General features: G+C 72.0%; 15 protein-coding genes, 3 tRNA genes and 1 pseudogene. 5 read left to right on the top strand and 14 right to left on the bottom strand.

What is annotated here, in order from left to right:
* Positions 1-31: 31 nt before the first annotated feature.
* A complete protein-coding gene (locus ACFY2A_RS01555; RefSeq protein ID WP_363921364.1) occupies positions 32-328 on the bottom strand; it encodes a hypothetical protein in 297 nt (98 codons plus the stop codon).
* Between the two features lie 194 nt (positions 329-522).
* Between ACFY2A_RS01555 and ACFY2A_RS01550 the strand changes: the two genes are divergently transcribed.
* Together ACFY2A_RS01550 and ACFY2A_RS01545 are read left to right on the top strand one after the other, a co-directional pair.
* Complete coding sequence (locus ACFY2A_RS01550) at positions 523-1,467, top strand: 3-hydroxyacyl-CoA dehydrogenase family protein (RefSeq protein ID WP_387167034.1); 945 nt, start codon at positions 523-525, stop codon at positions 1,465-1,467.
* Positions 1,464-2,210 carry an enoyl-CoA hydratase/isomerase family protein gene (locus ACFY2A_RS01545; protein WP_363921368.1) on the top strand — a complete coding sequence of 249 codons (747 nt, stop codon included), beginning with the start codon at positions 1,464-1,466 and terminating at the stop codon, positions 2,208-2,210. Before ACFY2A_RS01550 ends, ACFY2A_RS01545 begins: the two co-directional genes overlap by 4 nt.
* Positions 2,211-2,269: 59 nt before the next feature.
* Here ACFY2A_RS01545 and ACFY2A_RS01540 read toward each other — a convergent pair whose 3' ends face one another.
* On the bottom strand, positions 2,270-3,628 hold the full coding sequence (locus ACFY2A_RS01540; protein ID WP_387167031.1) for an ABC transporter substrate-binding protein: 1,359 nt from the start codon (positions 3,626-3,628) through the stop codon (positions 2,270-2,272).
* A gap of 154 nt (positions 3,629-3,782) precedes the next feature.
* Here ACFY2A_RS01540 and ACFY2A_RS01535 point away from each other — a divergent pair, with 154 nt between their 5' ends.
* The gene (locus ACFY2A_RS01535; protein ID WP_363921372.1) at positions 3,783-4,172 is read left to right on the top strand and encodes a hypothetical protein; all 390 of its coding nucleotides are present in this window, start codon (positions 3,783-3,785) and stop codon (positions 4,170-4,172) included.
* A 34-nt stretch (positions 4,173-4,206) separates the two neighbouring features.
* Here the strand turns inward: ACFY2A_RS01535 and ACFY2A_RS01530 are convergent, their stop codons facing one another.
* Positions 4,207-4,719 carry an SRPBCC family protein gene (locus ACFY2A_RS01530; RefSeq protein ID WP_387167028.1) on the bottom strand — a complete coding sequence of 171 codons (513 nt, stop codon included), beginning with the start codon at positions 4,717-4,719 and terminating at the stop codon, positions 4,207-4,209.
* A 197-nt stretch (positions 4,720-4,916) separates the two neighbouring features.
* Here ACFY2A_RS01530 and ACFY2A_RS01525 point away from each other — a divergent pair, with 197 nt between their 5' ends.
* Positions 4,917-5,888, top strand: a complete 972-nt coding sequence (locus ACFY2A_RS01525) for a hypothetical protein (protein ID WP_387167025.1) — start codon at positions 4,917-4,919, stop codon at positions 5,886-5,888.
* 139 nt (positions 5,889-6,027) lie between these two features.
* Here ACFY2A_RS01525 and ACFY2A_RS01520 read toward each other — a convergent pair.
* From ACFY2A_RS01520 to ACFY2A_RS01510, 3 genes and pseudogenes are all read right to left on the bottom strand, one after another.
* Positions 6,028-6,384 (bottom strand): annotated as a pseudogene (locus ACFY2A_RS01520) (isoprenylcysteine carboxylmethyltransferase family protein); the annotation flags it as partial.
* Positions 6,385-6,403: 19 nt separating this feature from the next.
* Positions 6,404-7,102: a cation transporter gene (locus ACFY2A_RS01515; protein ID WP_363921380.1), complete on the bottom strand. Its 699-nt coding sequence runs from the start codon at positions 7,100-7,102 to the stop codon at positions 6,404-6,406.
* A complete protein-coding gene (locus tag ACFY2A_RS01510) occupies positions 7,099-7,461 on the bottom strand; it encodes an ArsR/SmtB family transcription factor (RefSeq protein ID WP_387167499.1) in 363 nt (120 codons plus the stop codon). Before ACFY2A_RS01510 ends, ACFY2A_RS01515 begins: the two co-directional genes overlap by 4 nt.
* A 270-nt stretch (positions 7,462-7,731) precedes the next feature.
* Here ACFY2A_RS01510 and ACFY2A_RS01505 point away from each other — a divergent pair, with 270 nt between their 5' ends.
* Complete coding sequence (locus tag ACFY2A_RS01505; protein WP_387167022.1) at positions 7,732-8,058, top strand: hypothetical protein; 327 nt, start codon at positions 7,732-7,734, stop codon at positions 8,056-8,058.
* An 83-nt stretch (positions 8,059-8,141) separates the two neighbouring features.
* On the opposite strand, the gene ACFY2A_RS01500 is transcribed toward ACFY2A_RS01505, so the two are convergent.
* From ACFY2A_RS01500 to ACFY2A_RS01465, 8 genes are all read right to left on the bottom strand, one after another.
* Positions 8,142-8,215, bottom strand: a tRNA-Phe gene (locus ACFY2A_RS01500).
* A gap of 103 nt (positions 8,216-8,318) precedes the next feature.
* A tRNA-Asp gene (locus ACFY2A_RS01495) sits at positions 8,319-8,392 on the bottom strand.
* Positions 8,393-8,425: 33 nt separating this feature from the next.
* Positions 8,426-8,498: transfer RNA gene (locus tag ACFY2A_RS01490), tRNA-Glu, on the bottom strand.
* A gap of 154 nt (positions 8,499-8,652) precedes the next feature.
* A complete protein-coding gene (locus ACFY2A_RS01485) occupies positions 8,653-9,432 on the bottom strand; it encodes a polysaccharide deacetylase family protein (protein ID WP_363921384.1) in 780 nt (259 codons plus the stop codon).
* A gap of 80 nt (positions 9,433-9,512) precedes the next feature.
* Entirely contained in the window at positions 9,513-10,454 is a 942-nt protein-coding gene (locus tag ACFY2A_RS01480; protein WP_387167019.1) for a MerR family transcriptional regulator, read from the bottom strand.
* Positions 10,444-11,034, bottom strand: coding sequence for an isopentenyl-diphosphate Delta-isomerase (gene idi, locus ACFY2A_RS01475; protein ID WP_387167016.1), 591 nt, complete (start codon positions 11,032-11,034; stop codon positions 10,444-10,446). Before idi ends, ACFY2A_RS01480 begins: the two co-directional genes overlap by 11 nt.
* Before the next feature lie 55 nt (positions 11,035-11,089).
* Positions 11,090-12,571: a phytoene desaturase family protein gene (gene crtI, locus ACFY2A_RS01470; RefSeq protein WP_387167013.1), complete on the bottom strand. Its 1,482-nt coding sequence runs from the start codon at positions 12,569-12,571 to the stop codon at positions 11,090-11,092.
* Positions 12,572-12,640: 69 nt separating this feature from the next.
* On the bottom strand, positions 12,641-13,795 hold the full coding sequence (locus ACFY2A_RS01465; protein WP_387167010.1) for a polyprenyl synthetase family protein: 1,155 nt from the start codon (positions 13,793-13,795) through the stop codon (positions 12,641-12,643).
* Positions 13,796-13,813: the final 18 nt, after the last annotated feature.

Here is a 13,813-nt window from a genome sequence, read left to right as displayed (position 1 = left end):
GGAGGTGTCGACAGGGCCCCTTCCGCACACCTCAGACCTGGACGGTCGGCGGTAGCTGCTCCGGGGGGAGCCCGCCGTCGCCGTCGACCACCTCGTCGGGCTGGCCGTCCTCGTCGATGTCGACCATCGTGACGTCCACCTTGCCGTCACCGTCGGTGTCGAACTGGAACAGGTCGGCCTTGCCGTCGCCGTCGGTGTCGACCACCCACACGTCGGTCCGGCCGTCGTTGTTGGTGTCGGCACGCAGCAGCTCGACGCGCTCGTCGCCGCGCGTCTCGACGGTCCCTTCGGCGCCCGCGCCGTCCACGGTCTCCGGTGCCTGGCTCATCTGCTCGTCCTTCCCTCGGTTGTCGGCGGTCTGTACCCGATCTCGCCCGCCCCCACGCATGGGACCGGGGCCGGCGCTGCATAGGGTCGCAGCATGACTGAGCGGAGCGTACGGGCTGACACCCGGCGTGGCGGAGACCCCGCGCGCCGCCGGGTTGAGCCAGGGACCCATTCTCACTGTGCGGTGGTGTCGCGATGACGGAACGGTTCGTGGTGGTGGGTGCCGGCACGATGGGTCTCGGCATCGCGTACGTGGCGGCTGGCAGCGGTCACGCCGTGGAGCTGGTCGAGGTGGACCGGGAGCGCGGTGCCGCGGCGGTGCGGCGGCTCGCCGAACTCGGGGAGCGGGCCGTGCGGCGGGGCAGACTCAGCGCCGAGCAGGCCGCCGCCGACCGGGCACGGATCACCCTGCGGGCAGGGCTCGCCGAGGTCGCACCGGCACCGGACGTGATCGTGGAGGCGGTACCGGAACGGGCCGACCTCAAGCGGGCCGTGCTCGCCGAAGCGGAGGCGCTGCGCCCGGCGCTGCTGGGCAGCAACACCTCCAGCATTCCGATCACCGACCTTGCGGCGGAGCTGAACCGGCCGGCGCGCTTCTGCGGGCTGCACTTCTTCAACCCGGTCTGGGCGATGGCGCTGCTGGAGATCGTGGTCGGGCCGGCCACCTCCCCGAAGACCACGGACGCGGCCGTCGCGCTCGCCGGCCGGCTGGGCAAGGACCCCGTCGTGGTACGCGACATGCCGGGCTTCGCCACGTCACGGCTCGGCGTGACCCTCGGGTTGGAGGCGATCCGGATGGTCGCCGACGGGGTCGCCAGTCCCGCCGACATCGACAAGGCGATGGTGCTCGGCTACCGGCACCCGGTGGGGCCGCTGGAGCTGACCGACCTGGTCGGTCTGGACGTGCGCCTGGACATCGCGCGGACGTTGCAGGCCGCGTACGGTGACCGGTTCGCCCCGCCGCCGCTGCTTGTGGAACTGGTCGCCGCTGGCCGGCTGGGCAAGAAGTCTGGGCAGGGCTTCTACCGGTGGACCGACGGGGTGCGCTCGGGCGGCAGCGAGCCTCTCGAGGCCGCTGGCGGCGCTTCGGTGGGACCGGTCCCGGACGGTGCGGGACCGTCGCCGGAGGCGGCGCGATGAGCAGCGGACTGCGGGTCGAGGAACAGCCGGACCGGCTGGTGGTGACGCTGGACCGGCCGGAGAAGCGCAACGCCATCGACGTCGACCTGATCACGGCCCTGCACGAGGTCTGCGCCGAGTTGGAGGCACGCCCCCGGATGCTGCTGTTGACCGGCGGCACCGACGGGATCTTCGCCGGCGGCGCGGACATCGCCCAGCTCCGCGAGCGCGGCCGGTTGGACGCACTTGCCGCGATCAACTCGGCGGCCTTCGCCCGGATCCGGGCACTGCCGATGCCGACCGTGGCGGCGATCGACGGGCCGGCCCTCGGCGGCGGTGCGGAACTGGCGTACGCCTGCGATCTGCGGGTCTGCTCGGCGCGGGCGGTCTTCGGCCAGCCGGAGGTGCGGCTCGGCATCCTGGCCGGTGCCGGCGCCACCCACCGGCTGCCGGCGCTGGTGGGTGAGGCACTGGCCAAGGAGCTGTTGTTCACCGGCCGACGGGTGGACGCGGCGGAGGCGCTGCGAATCGGCCTGGTGAACCGGGTGGTGGCCACGCCGGAGGAACTGCTGCCGGCGGCACACGGGCTGATCGACGAGATGGCCAAGGGTTCGGCGTTGGCGTTGCGGTTGACCAAGCTCGCCGTCGACGCCCCGGCCGCCGCGCATCCACAGCTGGACCTGGTCAGCCAGGCGGTGCTCTTCACCGACGAGGAGAAGCAGCGCCGGATGACCGAGTTCCTCGAACGGCGGCGCGGGCGCTAGGAGGCCCGGAAACAGCGACGGCCGCACCGTGCGCGGTGCGGCCGTCGGCGTCTGCCGGATCAGGAGGCCAGCGCGGCCAGCGGTACGTCGGCGTCGGCGAGCGCCCGGATCACCGCGGCGGACTCGCTGAAGCCGATGATCAGCACCGCGTCGGCCCCGAACTCCTTGATCTGCTTGGCGCCCGCACCGAAGTTGATCGGGGCGGCCTCGGCGTCCTCCCCGGGCTCGTAGCCGAGCAGCTTCACCTTGTCGCCGCCGAATCCGGCCCGCTCCAGCTCGGCCCGCACGACTTCCCGGAGCCCCTTGCCGTAGGAGTCCTCACGCGCCACGATGGCGATCTTCTGTGGGCCGTCCCGGAGAATCACGTCGGCCAGCGCCCGCCCCTGGAGACTGTCCGGCGGAGCGGTGCGGAAGTAGAGACCCTTGTCGTCGGCCCCGGTCAGGTCCGCCGCAGTGTTCGACGGCGAGAACAGGATCAGGCCGGCGTCCACCACGTCGGGCAGCACGGCCGCGGAGATGCCCGAGCCGCCGGCACCGATGATCACGTGCACGCCGGCGTCGATGTGGCTCGCCACGGTCGCCTTCGCCACGGCCGGGCTGGTGCCGTCGTCGCCGTCGATCCACACCACGTCCTCGCCGAGCACCCCGCCGGCCGCGTTGATCTCCTTGAGCGCGAGCGCCGCACCGGCCGCGATCGGCGGGTTGGCGATTGCCAGGTCACCGGTCTTGGGCAGCAGACCGCCCAGAACCAGCGGGGCTCCGCTCTCCGGGTCGGGGAAGGTACCGTTCTGCCGTTTACCCTTCGGCGGTGCCTTCCTGCTGGCCGTCGACTCGTCACCGGCGCCGACGAACTCCGTCTTGGCGTCGTTGAGCTGCTGACCGTCGAAGTGCAGGGTGGCGTAGCTGGCGGTGGCCGGCTCGCCCGCGTCAGTGAAGCCGGCCCGGGTGATCGACACGCTGCGGTACTCGATGTCGGTGCCCTGGCGGGCCAGCCGCAGGCACTGACCCACCGAGGTGCAGCCCGTGCCGTCGTTCGTGACGCCCACGATCTGCTTGGCGATGGCCGCGGAGTCGGTCGAGCCGGCGAGCTGCGCCGCGAGTGCGCTGATCACCACCGCGTCGTACGCCTCGGCGGCGTAGAGGAAGTCGGTAAGCCTCGGGTCCACGGACCGTAGCCGGTTCTTGAAGTCGTCCGGCAGCGGCGTGAGCGGGGTGGTGCCCTTCATCCCGTCGACCAGGCCGGCGCGATCCTGCAACTCCTCCGGGTACGAGTTGAGCATGTTGCCGTCCGTGCCGTAGAGGCGCACCTGTTGGGTGGTCGCCTCCTCGGGCTGGTCTTCCCCGCAGGCACTGGTGGTGAGCAGGACCGTGGCGCAGACAGCCAGGATGGCCGTCCGCGAGCCGCGCGACATGTGCATGGTCGTCCTTCCTCGGGCGAAGGTCCGCTGCGCAGACTAGCGTGCCGTGACGGGCGGCGGGACCGTGGAGGCAGGTCTATCCGCAGGTCGCCTCCACCATGTGCGGAGAGTAATCGCGGCGGGTTCCTTGACCGGTACCCGTACTGTGCGGTCCGTGACCGACTCGCCACAGCAGATGTTCGAGGATGCCGCCGCCATCCTCAGCTCGGCCCTCGACGGGGACTCCGAGGCGGTGGTGGGGACCTTCGACGCGGTGGTCGACCGGGCCGGCCTGACCGGCGCGTACGACGTGGCGTGGTGCCTGGCCGCGACGATGGTCGGGGATCCGGTGCCGCCCGGGGCCTGCGCGCTCGACTTCCCGGGTATCGACCAGGCCGGGTACGACGCCCGATGGGTGGCCCGCTTCGTCAGCGCGTACGCCAACGCCGACCTCGACACCGCCCGGGCGCTGTTCGGCGCGGCGGCCGCCGACGGGCTGCTGCCGGAGTGCCTGCTCACCCTGGCCGGCTCGACGGTGGCGACGCTGCGGCATCGGGCCGACTGACCGCTGGCGTCGGTCATCGCGCCCGGCACGGCGCTCATGCCGGCGAGTGGATCAGCGCCGTCGCGTAACGGGAGAGCAACTCGTGCCAACCGGCGGTCAGGGCTTTTCGGTAACCCTCGGCAGCCGTGCCGTGCCGGTCGAAGTGCCGGTGCGTCACCTCGATGATGGTGCCGGATTCGGCGGGAGTGAAGAGCACCTCGACCTCGCTGGCCCGCGCCGGATCGGGCACCGGTGCGCGATCCGCACCGATCTGCCAGGTGAACACCAGACGGCGGGGTGGATCCCAGGTCAGCACCCGCCCCCAGTCGTTGCGGAATCCGTAGGGCCCGACCTCGTAGAGCATCCCACCGGGGCGGGGCTCCATGCCCAGTTCGGCCAGGAGGGCGGGGCCCGACCAGGTGTACTCCATCACCCACCAGTCGGCGAGCCGACCGGTGAAGACCTCGTACGCTCGCTCGGCGGAGGCGGGCACGAACAGGGTGTTGCGGAGCGCGAACCGCTCAAGGTCCTGCTGGATGTCGGTAGGATCGGCCATCCCCTGTCCCATAGGCCCGGACCATACCGGCTCATGCCCCGGTGCGCAGCTTCCCCCGATGTCCGTCCCGCCTGATGATCGTTGTACTCGCCGATTTCGATCCGATCATGTGCTGCTGATACGCCTCCTCACCGGGATGGCCGTCCGCAGAGCGGGTATGCGCGGCGGGACGTCGCCGGGCGGTCCGCGACGGTGAGGCGGAGCGGGACATGACAGACAGCGAAGAGCCCTCGGTGTCCAGTGCCGGGCAGCCGACCGGCCCGGCCGGTGGCGGTGGGCCGGAACCGGACGTGCTGCTCGACGTCCCGAAGGTCTCGGTCAACTCGATCCAGCTCTCTGTGGACCGGCTGGACGCCGACCTGTCCCTGCGCGCCCGGCTCGCCGGTCTGCTCCAGCTCGACGCCGGTGTCCGGGTACACGTCGAGGGCGTCGAACTCGACATCGAGGGCGTGGAGGCGCAGGCCCTGCTCAAGGTGCGCCTGGAGAAGCTGGTGACGATTCTCGACCGCGCGCTAACCACCATCGACCGGAACCCGCAGGTCATCGATGTGTTGGCCAATACTGCGAGCGCGGTGTTGGAGGACGTGAACCGGGCGGCGGGCGAGGCCGCCAGCGCGAGCGAGCAGTTGGCTGCCACCGTCGGACCCGCCGCCGGGCAGGCCGCCGGACGGCCCGACCCCGCCCTGGGGCGGACCAGACCGGTGGATCCGGCAGCTGTCCGGCCCGCTGGTCCGGCGACTCAACCGCCCACCCGGTCTGGTCGGCCCGTCGGTGGGCCGGAAGAGGTCGCCGGCCCGTCGAGCCGGGCAGCCGGCGGCGCGGGGCCGGTGGATGGGCAGCCGGGCGGGGCGACCGACGAGTTGGGGCAGCAGGTGGGTGCCGTCGGCGCGGTCGCCGACCGGACCGCCGGACGCGAGCCGGACGACCGTGACCAGAGCCGGGGTCGGGAGCGGGAGCCGGATCAGGGTCGGGACCAGGGCCAGGCTCGGGGGGAAGGTCGGCAGGCTGGCCGGGGAGACGATGAGACTGCGCCGCCGGAGCACGGCCCACCCGGTCCCGGTGGAACGTCCGGCACGCGGCAGCTGGCCGAGCAGGCGGGAGAGACCCTGCTACAGGCCGGTCGTAGCGTCTGGGAGGCGATCCAGAGCGGTGTGACGCAGCACCGACAGCAGGATCGATGACCGGCCGGCGGCTAGCAGCGCGGCGGTGCCGCCACTTCGGATTATCGATCCGAGCCGGGTGGTGGAGAGGTCTGTGTCAGCCGGCCAGTCGACCGAGGCCGGGCAGGAAACGCCCGACCCGTCTCGCGTAGCGGCGGTCGAACGCCCCTCCGGTCACCAACTCGGTGCGTTCGGACGGATCGACTCCCATGCGCCACGAGGCGCCCATGGCGAGTTGGGCGGCGAGCGTCGCGCCGATACCGGCGACGGTCACGACGAAGCCTGCGAGGTGCAGCGGTCGGTGGTCCAGACCGGGTAACGGAGGCAGGCCGGCCAGAGCGGCGGCCGGGCCGGCGAGGCCGAGTACGAGGGCGGCGACGAACAGCAACTTGGCCCACCATCGCAGCGTGCCGGGCGGGCCGGCATCGAGACGCAGGCCGGTGTCTCCGGTGCGGCGCCACTGCGCGAGCGTGCGCCAGCCGAACGCGAGCAGCAGGCCGAGCAGGTAGAGCAGCAGTGCGAGCCGGGCCGTGTCGTCACGCCTTCCGGTTGGTGCAGCAGTTGTCTGAGCAGCCCGAGGCGGGGCCGGCGGTGATGTCGGCGACCGCAACGGGTGCGCAGTCGTCGCAGTGCTCGCCGCGCCACGCCTGCACGCCTTCCCTCACGGCGACCCCGGCGATGACGAGCCCGGCGATCGGGTCCGCCCAGGACCAGCCCCACAGGGCGTTGAGGAGCAGACCGACGAGCAGCACCGCGGACAGGTACGTGCACAGCAACGTCTGGGTGGAGTCGGCCATGACCGTGGCGGAGCCGAGTTCGCGGCCAGTGCGACGCTTGGCGGCGACGAGCAACGGCATGACGATCAGCGAGGCGACGGCCAAGCCGATCCCGACCGGGCTGGCGTCCGCCTCTCCGCCGCCCAGCAGCGAGCGGCCTGCGTCGAAGCTCACCCACGCGGCCAGGGCGAAGAAGGACAGGCCGATCAGCCGCAGCGCCAGCCGCTCGCGATCCTCGGGCACCCGGGAGCGAAACTGCCAGATCAACACCGCAGCGCTGGAGACCTCGACGAACGAGTCCAGGCCGAAGCCGATCAGCGCAGTCGAGGAGGCGGCCGCGCCGGCGGCGATGGCCACCAGGCCCTCCAGCAGGTTGTAGCCGGCGGTGGCGTAGGCCAGCCACAGGCTGCGTCGGGACAGCACCGCCCGCCGGTCGGGGGCCAGTGCCGACGTGCTCACGCCTGCGCCTCGGCCGGCGGGCGGTTCGGCGCGCTTCCGGGCGCCGGGTCGCCGTACACCGGACAGAGGGCGACCGCCTCGCCCGTGGCCGCCAGCAGCAGTTCCGCCGAGCGCAGCAGGTCCAGCAACTCCGGCCGGGTCAGCGCGTAGAACGACTGGCGGCCCTCGACCCGGTAGTCGACGAGGCCGCAGTCGCGTAGGCAGGCGAGATGCTTGGAGACCGTCGACTGAGCCATGCCCAGCTCGCCGGTCAGGTCGACCACGCGAGCCTCGCTGACCGTGAGGCGGCGCAGGATGGCCAGCCGGGTCGGGTCGCCGAGGGAGCGGAACAGCGCTACGGCCGGGACCAGTCCCGCCATGCATTCAATCGCCACATCGCGATGATAGCCGGAATCTGTGATGAATTGTTCCGGCAGGAAGCGGTTGGCCGCCGCCCATCCCGCACCGCCGATGATCCCGACGGCCAGCAGGACCGGCAGGACGCAACAGGCGGCGCAGGCCGCTGCCGCGAGCCCGGTCGGACCGGCGCGGGCTTGCCGCCCGCTGTCGGGACGGCGGCCGTGCCGGTGGCGGCCGGGGTCGTTCGTAGCTTCGGCGCGGGTATTGACCTCACTTGAATGATTGGTCGTGTGACGATCGATCACCCGGACCCGGTGTGGGTCGCCCTGCGTACCGTCAGTGTGCTCCTCGGCCTTGTCGTGGTCGTCCTCGGCGTGCGGGTCGCGGTGACGCGACGGTTCCCCATTGTCTGGGTGCGGGTTGCGCGGCTGACCGAGAGCCAGCGGTCCGAGCCGCTCCGTCGGGGTGGCGTCCTCGCGCTGCTCGGTGCGAGCCTGCTCGTTCAGCAGGTGCCGCTGCTCACCCCCGTGCCCGTCGTGCTCGGACGGGCTCTGTTCGCACTGGCACTGCTTCTGATTATGGGCGCGATGGGATGGTTCGTCCTGCTCAGGCGCTGAGATCAACCAGCGGAGGGCACAAAGCAGAACGCCGACCGGCGTTTCCGCTGGTCGGCGTTGCAATAGCCCGGCGAAAGGCTATGTGGCCAGGGGCGGGGTCGAACCGCCGACCTTCCGATTTTCAGTCGGACGCTCGTACCAACTGAGCTACCTGGCCGTGGTGCTCGGCTCATGCTACCCAACCTGCGGGATCGCCGCTGGGACGGGTCACATGCGCCGATACGCAGAACGCCGCGCGAGGTGCGCGGCGTCAGCGCTTGCGGTCCTGACGGGACTTGAACCCGCGACCTCCGCCTTGACAGGGCGGCGAGCACTCCAACTGCTCCACAGGACCTTGCTGGTGTTGCCTCCGGCCTGAGCCGAACCGTGCCCCCAACGGGATTCGAACCCGTGCTACCGCCTTGAAAGGGCGGCGTCCTGGGCCGCTAGACGATGAGGGCGGCCCCGCCATCATTGCACACTCGCAACGTTGAGCGGACTTGCTCCCATCCGGCCCCGCCGGAGGCTTCGAAAGCATACGTGATGGCGTACCGGTCGACCAAACCGGTATGGCGGCAGCCACAACGGACCGAAAAACGCCAGCTCGAAGCGGGTCTAGGTGAGCCTGGTGACGCCGTGGTCGCGCTTCAGGCCGGCGATCAACTTCGCGCAGGCCGCGAGGGTGGCCGAGCGGTTACCGCCCCCGTCGTGCAGCAGGACCACGGCTCCGGGACGGGCCGACCGCTTCACCCGCTTCTCGATGGTGGCCGCGGTCGGCTTGGCCCAGTCCTGCGGGTCGACTGACCAGTGCAACGAACGCATGTCCAGCTGCTTGGCGACCTTCACCACCTCGGCGGTCCACCGGCCACCGGGCTGCCGGTAGAACGGCACCTTCGCGTCCGGCACCGCCCGCCGGATCTCCCGGTTGGTGCGTACCAGGTCGGCGCGGATCTCGGAGACCGGCCGACGGGCCAGATCCAGATCGTGGTTCCAGCTGTGGTTGCAGAGCTGGTGCCCCTCCCGGACGATCCGCCGCAGCAGGCCCGGATGCTTGCGGACCTGCGTACCCACCACGCAGAAGGTGGCGGTGACCTTGGCTGCCTTCAGCCGGTCGAGCACCTTCGGCGTCCAGGCCGGGTCCGGGCCGTCGTCGAAGGTGAGGGCCACCTTCTTGGTGCCGGTGGTGCGGACCAGTCCGGCCGGCAGTTTCACCGGCAGCGGTCGTAGCCGTGGCTTCGGCGGCACGGTACGGGTCGGCGACGGGGCCGGCTCCGGCGGAAGGGCGGCTGAGGGTGGCGGGCTGGACGGGGCGGTGGCCTCCGGGCTGCCGCTACCGCCGCCGCAACCGGCGACGAGCAGGACGACCAGGAAAACCAGCAGGGCACGGCGACGCATCGTTCGCTCCCGAGAGGGGGTTCGGGGTACGCGGACCCCCCGACGCTAGTTCACCGGGATTCGGGTGGACCCACGGCGGGTCAGGAGGCGGCCGGACGGTTCAGCGAATCGTGCACCGCAACGGTGAGAGAGACCGCCTCGGTCAGGTCGGTCGGGCGGACCACCCCGGCGGGCAGGGCCCGGGCCGGCCAGCCCGGCCCGGCCGCGAGCACCAGCATCGGCCGGTTCGGCGCGGTGAGCAGGGCGGTGAGTTGGGCCGGGTCGGCGGTGGCCCGAGTCTGTGACCAGAGCACCACTGCGGCCGGACCGGTCCGGTCGACCGCGGCGAGCAGTGCCGCCGTCGGCACCCGGGCACCGAGCATCCGGTAGCCGACGCCGGCCTCGGCCAACGCTGCGGCAAGCGCCTCCAGCGGCAGGCTGTGCTGCTCCTCGTCGGCGCAGGAGAGCAGGACGCGCGATGGCCCGGGAGCGGGGCCGGCGGACGCCACCGCGCCCAACGCCGCCGAGACGCAGCGGGACACCAGGTGCTCGACCTCGATCAGCAGGCCGGTGGTGGCGTGCCGCTCGCCGATACCGACGAGCAGCGGGCGCAGCAGCCGGTCCCAGGTCGCGACCACGCCGTCGGCGGCGATGGTGTGGGAGATCGTCTCACTGATCGCCGCGGCGTCCAGTCGCATCGCGGCGCGGGCCAGCCCCCGGGCGGCCGGTCCGGCCCGGCCGACCGGGATTGTCGTACCGCCGCCGTCTCGTCGCCTGCGCACGGCGCGGGAAATGCCGGCAGACGCGAGGATGTCGGGTGCCTGACGGGCCCATCGGGCCGCCTCGGCAGGACTCACCCCTTCGGCGGTGAGCCGTCGCATCACCTCTAGCCGAGCCAGATCGGCCGACGTGTAGCGCCGGTGGTGGCCCGGAATGTGCTCGCTCGGCCCGAGACCGTACCGCTGGTGCCAGGTCCGCAGGGTGGTCACCGCGACCCCCAGGCGCTGGGCGACCGCGCCCGCGCTCAGCGCCTCATCGGCCACCCGGCCGCTCCGGCGCGTCGTCGGCCGGCTGCCCGGGCGGTTCGGAGGGTTGCAGCAGCCGATCCAGTACGCCACCCAGCCACGGCGCGTAGGCGTCGGGGTCTAGGCGGAGTGCGGCGGCGAGCTGGGCCGGCTCGACCCAGCTCAGTTCCGCCACCTCGGTCGGCTCGGGGCGTAGTGCCCCGTCGGTGTGGAACTCGCCGCGCAGGACGTGGTCGTACTCGACCTCGACCCGTCCGGTGGCCGGATCCTCGGCACGGTAGACGTAGACGCCGATCTCGCTCAGCGGCACCGGCCCGGCACCCAGTTCCTCCGCCAGCCGTCGGTTGGCGGCCTCGGTCAGGGCCTCGCCCGGCCTGGGATGGCCGCAGCAGGAGTTCGCCCAGCGTAACGGGAAGCGGGTCTTCGTCGCGGCGCGCCGCTGGAGCAGCACCCGACCATCCGGTGCCACGAGCAGTACGGAGAACGCCCGGTGCAGCTGACCGGGCGGTTGGTGGGCGGCGGCCACCGTGGCCTTCCCGACGGGCTGCCCGGTGCCGTCGACCAGCTCGACGAGGTGGCTCTCCCGGGACTGCGGCATCAGCGCCACTCTCCGTTCGTGGGCGCGGGGCTCGGCGCGGCCTCGCTCCTCGTGCTCACCGAGACTCCCCGGTGATCCGACCGGCGGCGAGCTTGCCGGAGATGAGCACCATCGGTACGCCGACACCGGGCTGGGTGCCCGAGCCGACGAACACCACGTTGGACAGCGAGCGGTGCAGGTTCGACGGCCGGAACGGGCCCGTCTGGAACAGGGTGTGCGCGGAGGCGAACGGCGTACCGGCCGCCATGCCCTGCTCGGCCCATTCCGCCGGGGTGATCGCCCGCAGCACCTCGACGCCCGCGCCGAAGCCGACGTATCCGCGCTCCTCCAACGTGGTGACGAGCTGGTCGGTGTAGCGGGCGGTGAGGTCGCCCCGCCAGTCGAACGGCGCCCGGTCGAGGTTCGGCACCGGAGCCAGCAGGTAGTAGGTGTGCCGGCCGGCCGGTGCCACCGCCGGATCCGTCCGGCTCGGGTTGGTGACCAGCAGGGACGGGTCGGACATCAGGTTTCCGCGCCGGATGACTTCGTCGAAGGTGCCCTGCCAGGCCCGGCCGAAGTGGATGTTGTGATGGGCGATGCGCCGGTAGCCCTGGGTCGAACCGACGTGCAGCACGACACACGAGGGCGAGTAGGTGAGCCGGCGCTGCCGGGCCGGCGGCAGCAGGTCGCGGTAGGCCACCGGAAGGTCGGGGTTGAGCACCACGGCGTCGGCGGGGACGAATTCCCCGTCGGCGGTCACCACCCCGGTGGCCCGGCCGTTCGCGGTCTCCACCCGGGTCACGGTGGTGCCGTACCGGATTCGCACGCCGTGCTTCTCGGCGGCGCCGGCCAGCCCGCGGGAGACCGCGTGGATGCCGCCGCGCGGGAAGAAGACCCCGGCCACCGAGTCGAGGTACGCGATGACCGCGTAGATGGCCAGCGCGTCGTGCGGGGCGAGACCGGCGTACATCGCCTGGAAGGAGAAGATCCGTCGGGTACGCGGATCGCGGAAGAACTGGTTGATCTTGGTTTGCAGTCGCCGGAAGGCGCCGGTGGTGACGAGTTTGAGCAGGTTGCCGGTGAGCAGATCGGTCGGTGCGTCGAGATTGCGCTCGATGAAGTCGGCCCGCTCCAGGCGCCACAGGTTCCGGGCGAAGTCGACGAACCGCAGGTAGCCGTCGGCCTCCCGGGGCCCGCAGACCCGCGAGATCTCCGCCGCCATCGCGGTGGTGTCGGTGAGCACGTCAAGCGTCGAACCGTCCGGATAGTAGGCACGGTAGGCCGGGTCGAGCGGCACCAGGTCGAGCCAGTCGGTCAGCTCCTCGCCGACCGCGCCGAGCGCCTCGGCGATGAGATCCGGCATGGTGAGCACCGTGGGCCCGGTGTCGAACTCGTAGCCGTCGACGCTGAGTCGCCCGGCCCGCCCACCCGGCACCGCCTCGCGCTCCAGCACGGTCACCTGGCGTCCGCTGCCCGCCAGGTGCAGCGCGCAGGCCAGCCCGCCGAGGCCGGCCCCGACAACCACCACCCGATCAGTACGCCCGTCAACGGTCCGCACCGATGACCACCTCTCTGGGAGACCGGAAGACCTCGGGGGTTTCCCGACGCTCTCTGTGCAGGACGCCCATCATGCCCTCCGGTGGGTGGCGGCGGTCGCGAGGCCGACCAGCGCGGTGCGGGCGGTCTCGTCGACGGCGACCGCGTCGAGCGCGGCCAGCGCGTCCTCGACCCGTTCGTCGATCATCCGCTCGATCCGGCGTACGGCACCGGTGTCGACCACGACCTCGGCGAGCCGGGCGATCGTCGGCCCGTCGGCGCCGCGGTCGGCACCGTCGAGTGTCCGCAACTGGGTCGGCGTGGCCAGTTCCCGGGCCAGCACGAGCAGCGCCGTCGGCTTGCCGGTACGCAGGTCGTCGCCGGCCGGCTTGCCGGTGGTGGTCGGGTCACCGAAGACACCGAGCAGATCGTCGCAGAGCTGGAAGGCCTCGCCGACAGCGAGACCGTAACGGGTGTACGCGGCGGCCAGCGCGCTGTCGCCGCCGACGCCGGCCAGGCTGGCACCGAAGAGCAGCGGTCGTTGCACGGTGTAGCTGGCGGTCTTGTACCGGGCCACCCGGAGCGCCCGATCCACCGACCAGCTCTGCGGGTCGCTCTCGCCGAGGACGTCGAGGTACTGCCCGGCGACCGTCTCCACCCGCATCCGGTCGTAGCCGCGCCGTACCTGGAACAGCCGGTCGGCCGGCAGGTCGGCGAGGGCCAGCAACTGGTCGGCCCAGACCATGCAGAGATCACCGATGAGTACGGCGACGGCCTCGCCGAAGCGCCCGGAGTCGCCGTTGCGACCCGACGCGGCGTGCTGGGTGGCCACCGCCACGTGCGCGGTCGGTCGGCCGCGTCGGGTGGCGGAGGCGTCCATCACGTCGTCGTGCACCAGCGCGAAGGTGTGCAGCAACTCCAAGGTGGCCAGTGCGGGCAGCACCGGGGTGACCGGCGTGTCGCCGCCGACCGCGCCGCGCCATCCCCAGTAGGCGAACGTGGGCCGGACCCGCTTTCCGCCGGAGAGGACGCAGTCGCGGGCGGTCCCGGCGAAGCCGCCCATCGCCGGGTCGATCGCGGTGAGCGCGTCGACCTCGGCGGTCAGGAACTCGGCAAGCGTGTTGTCGACGGCCGTGACGATGTCGCGCGTGTAGACGGCCAGTACGGCAGCGATCGGGTCGTCTCCACCGACCGGCTGCTCAGGCACCACGCGAAGGAGGTTACCCGTTGGTCCGTCGCTGGCCATGCTGCCGAGCGTACCCTA

It is taken from the genome of Micromonospora sp. NPDC000442, from assembly GCF_042898635.1.
Classification (GTDB): domain Bacteria; phylum Actinomycetota; class Actinomycetes; order Mycobacteriales; family Micromonosporaceae; genus Micromonospora.
This window is presented reverse-complemented; position numbering and strand designations above follow the sequence as displayed.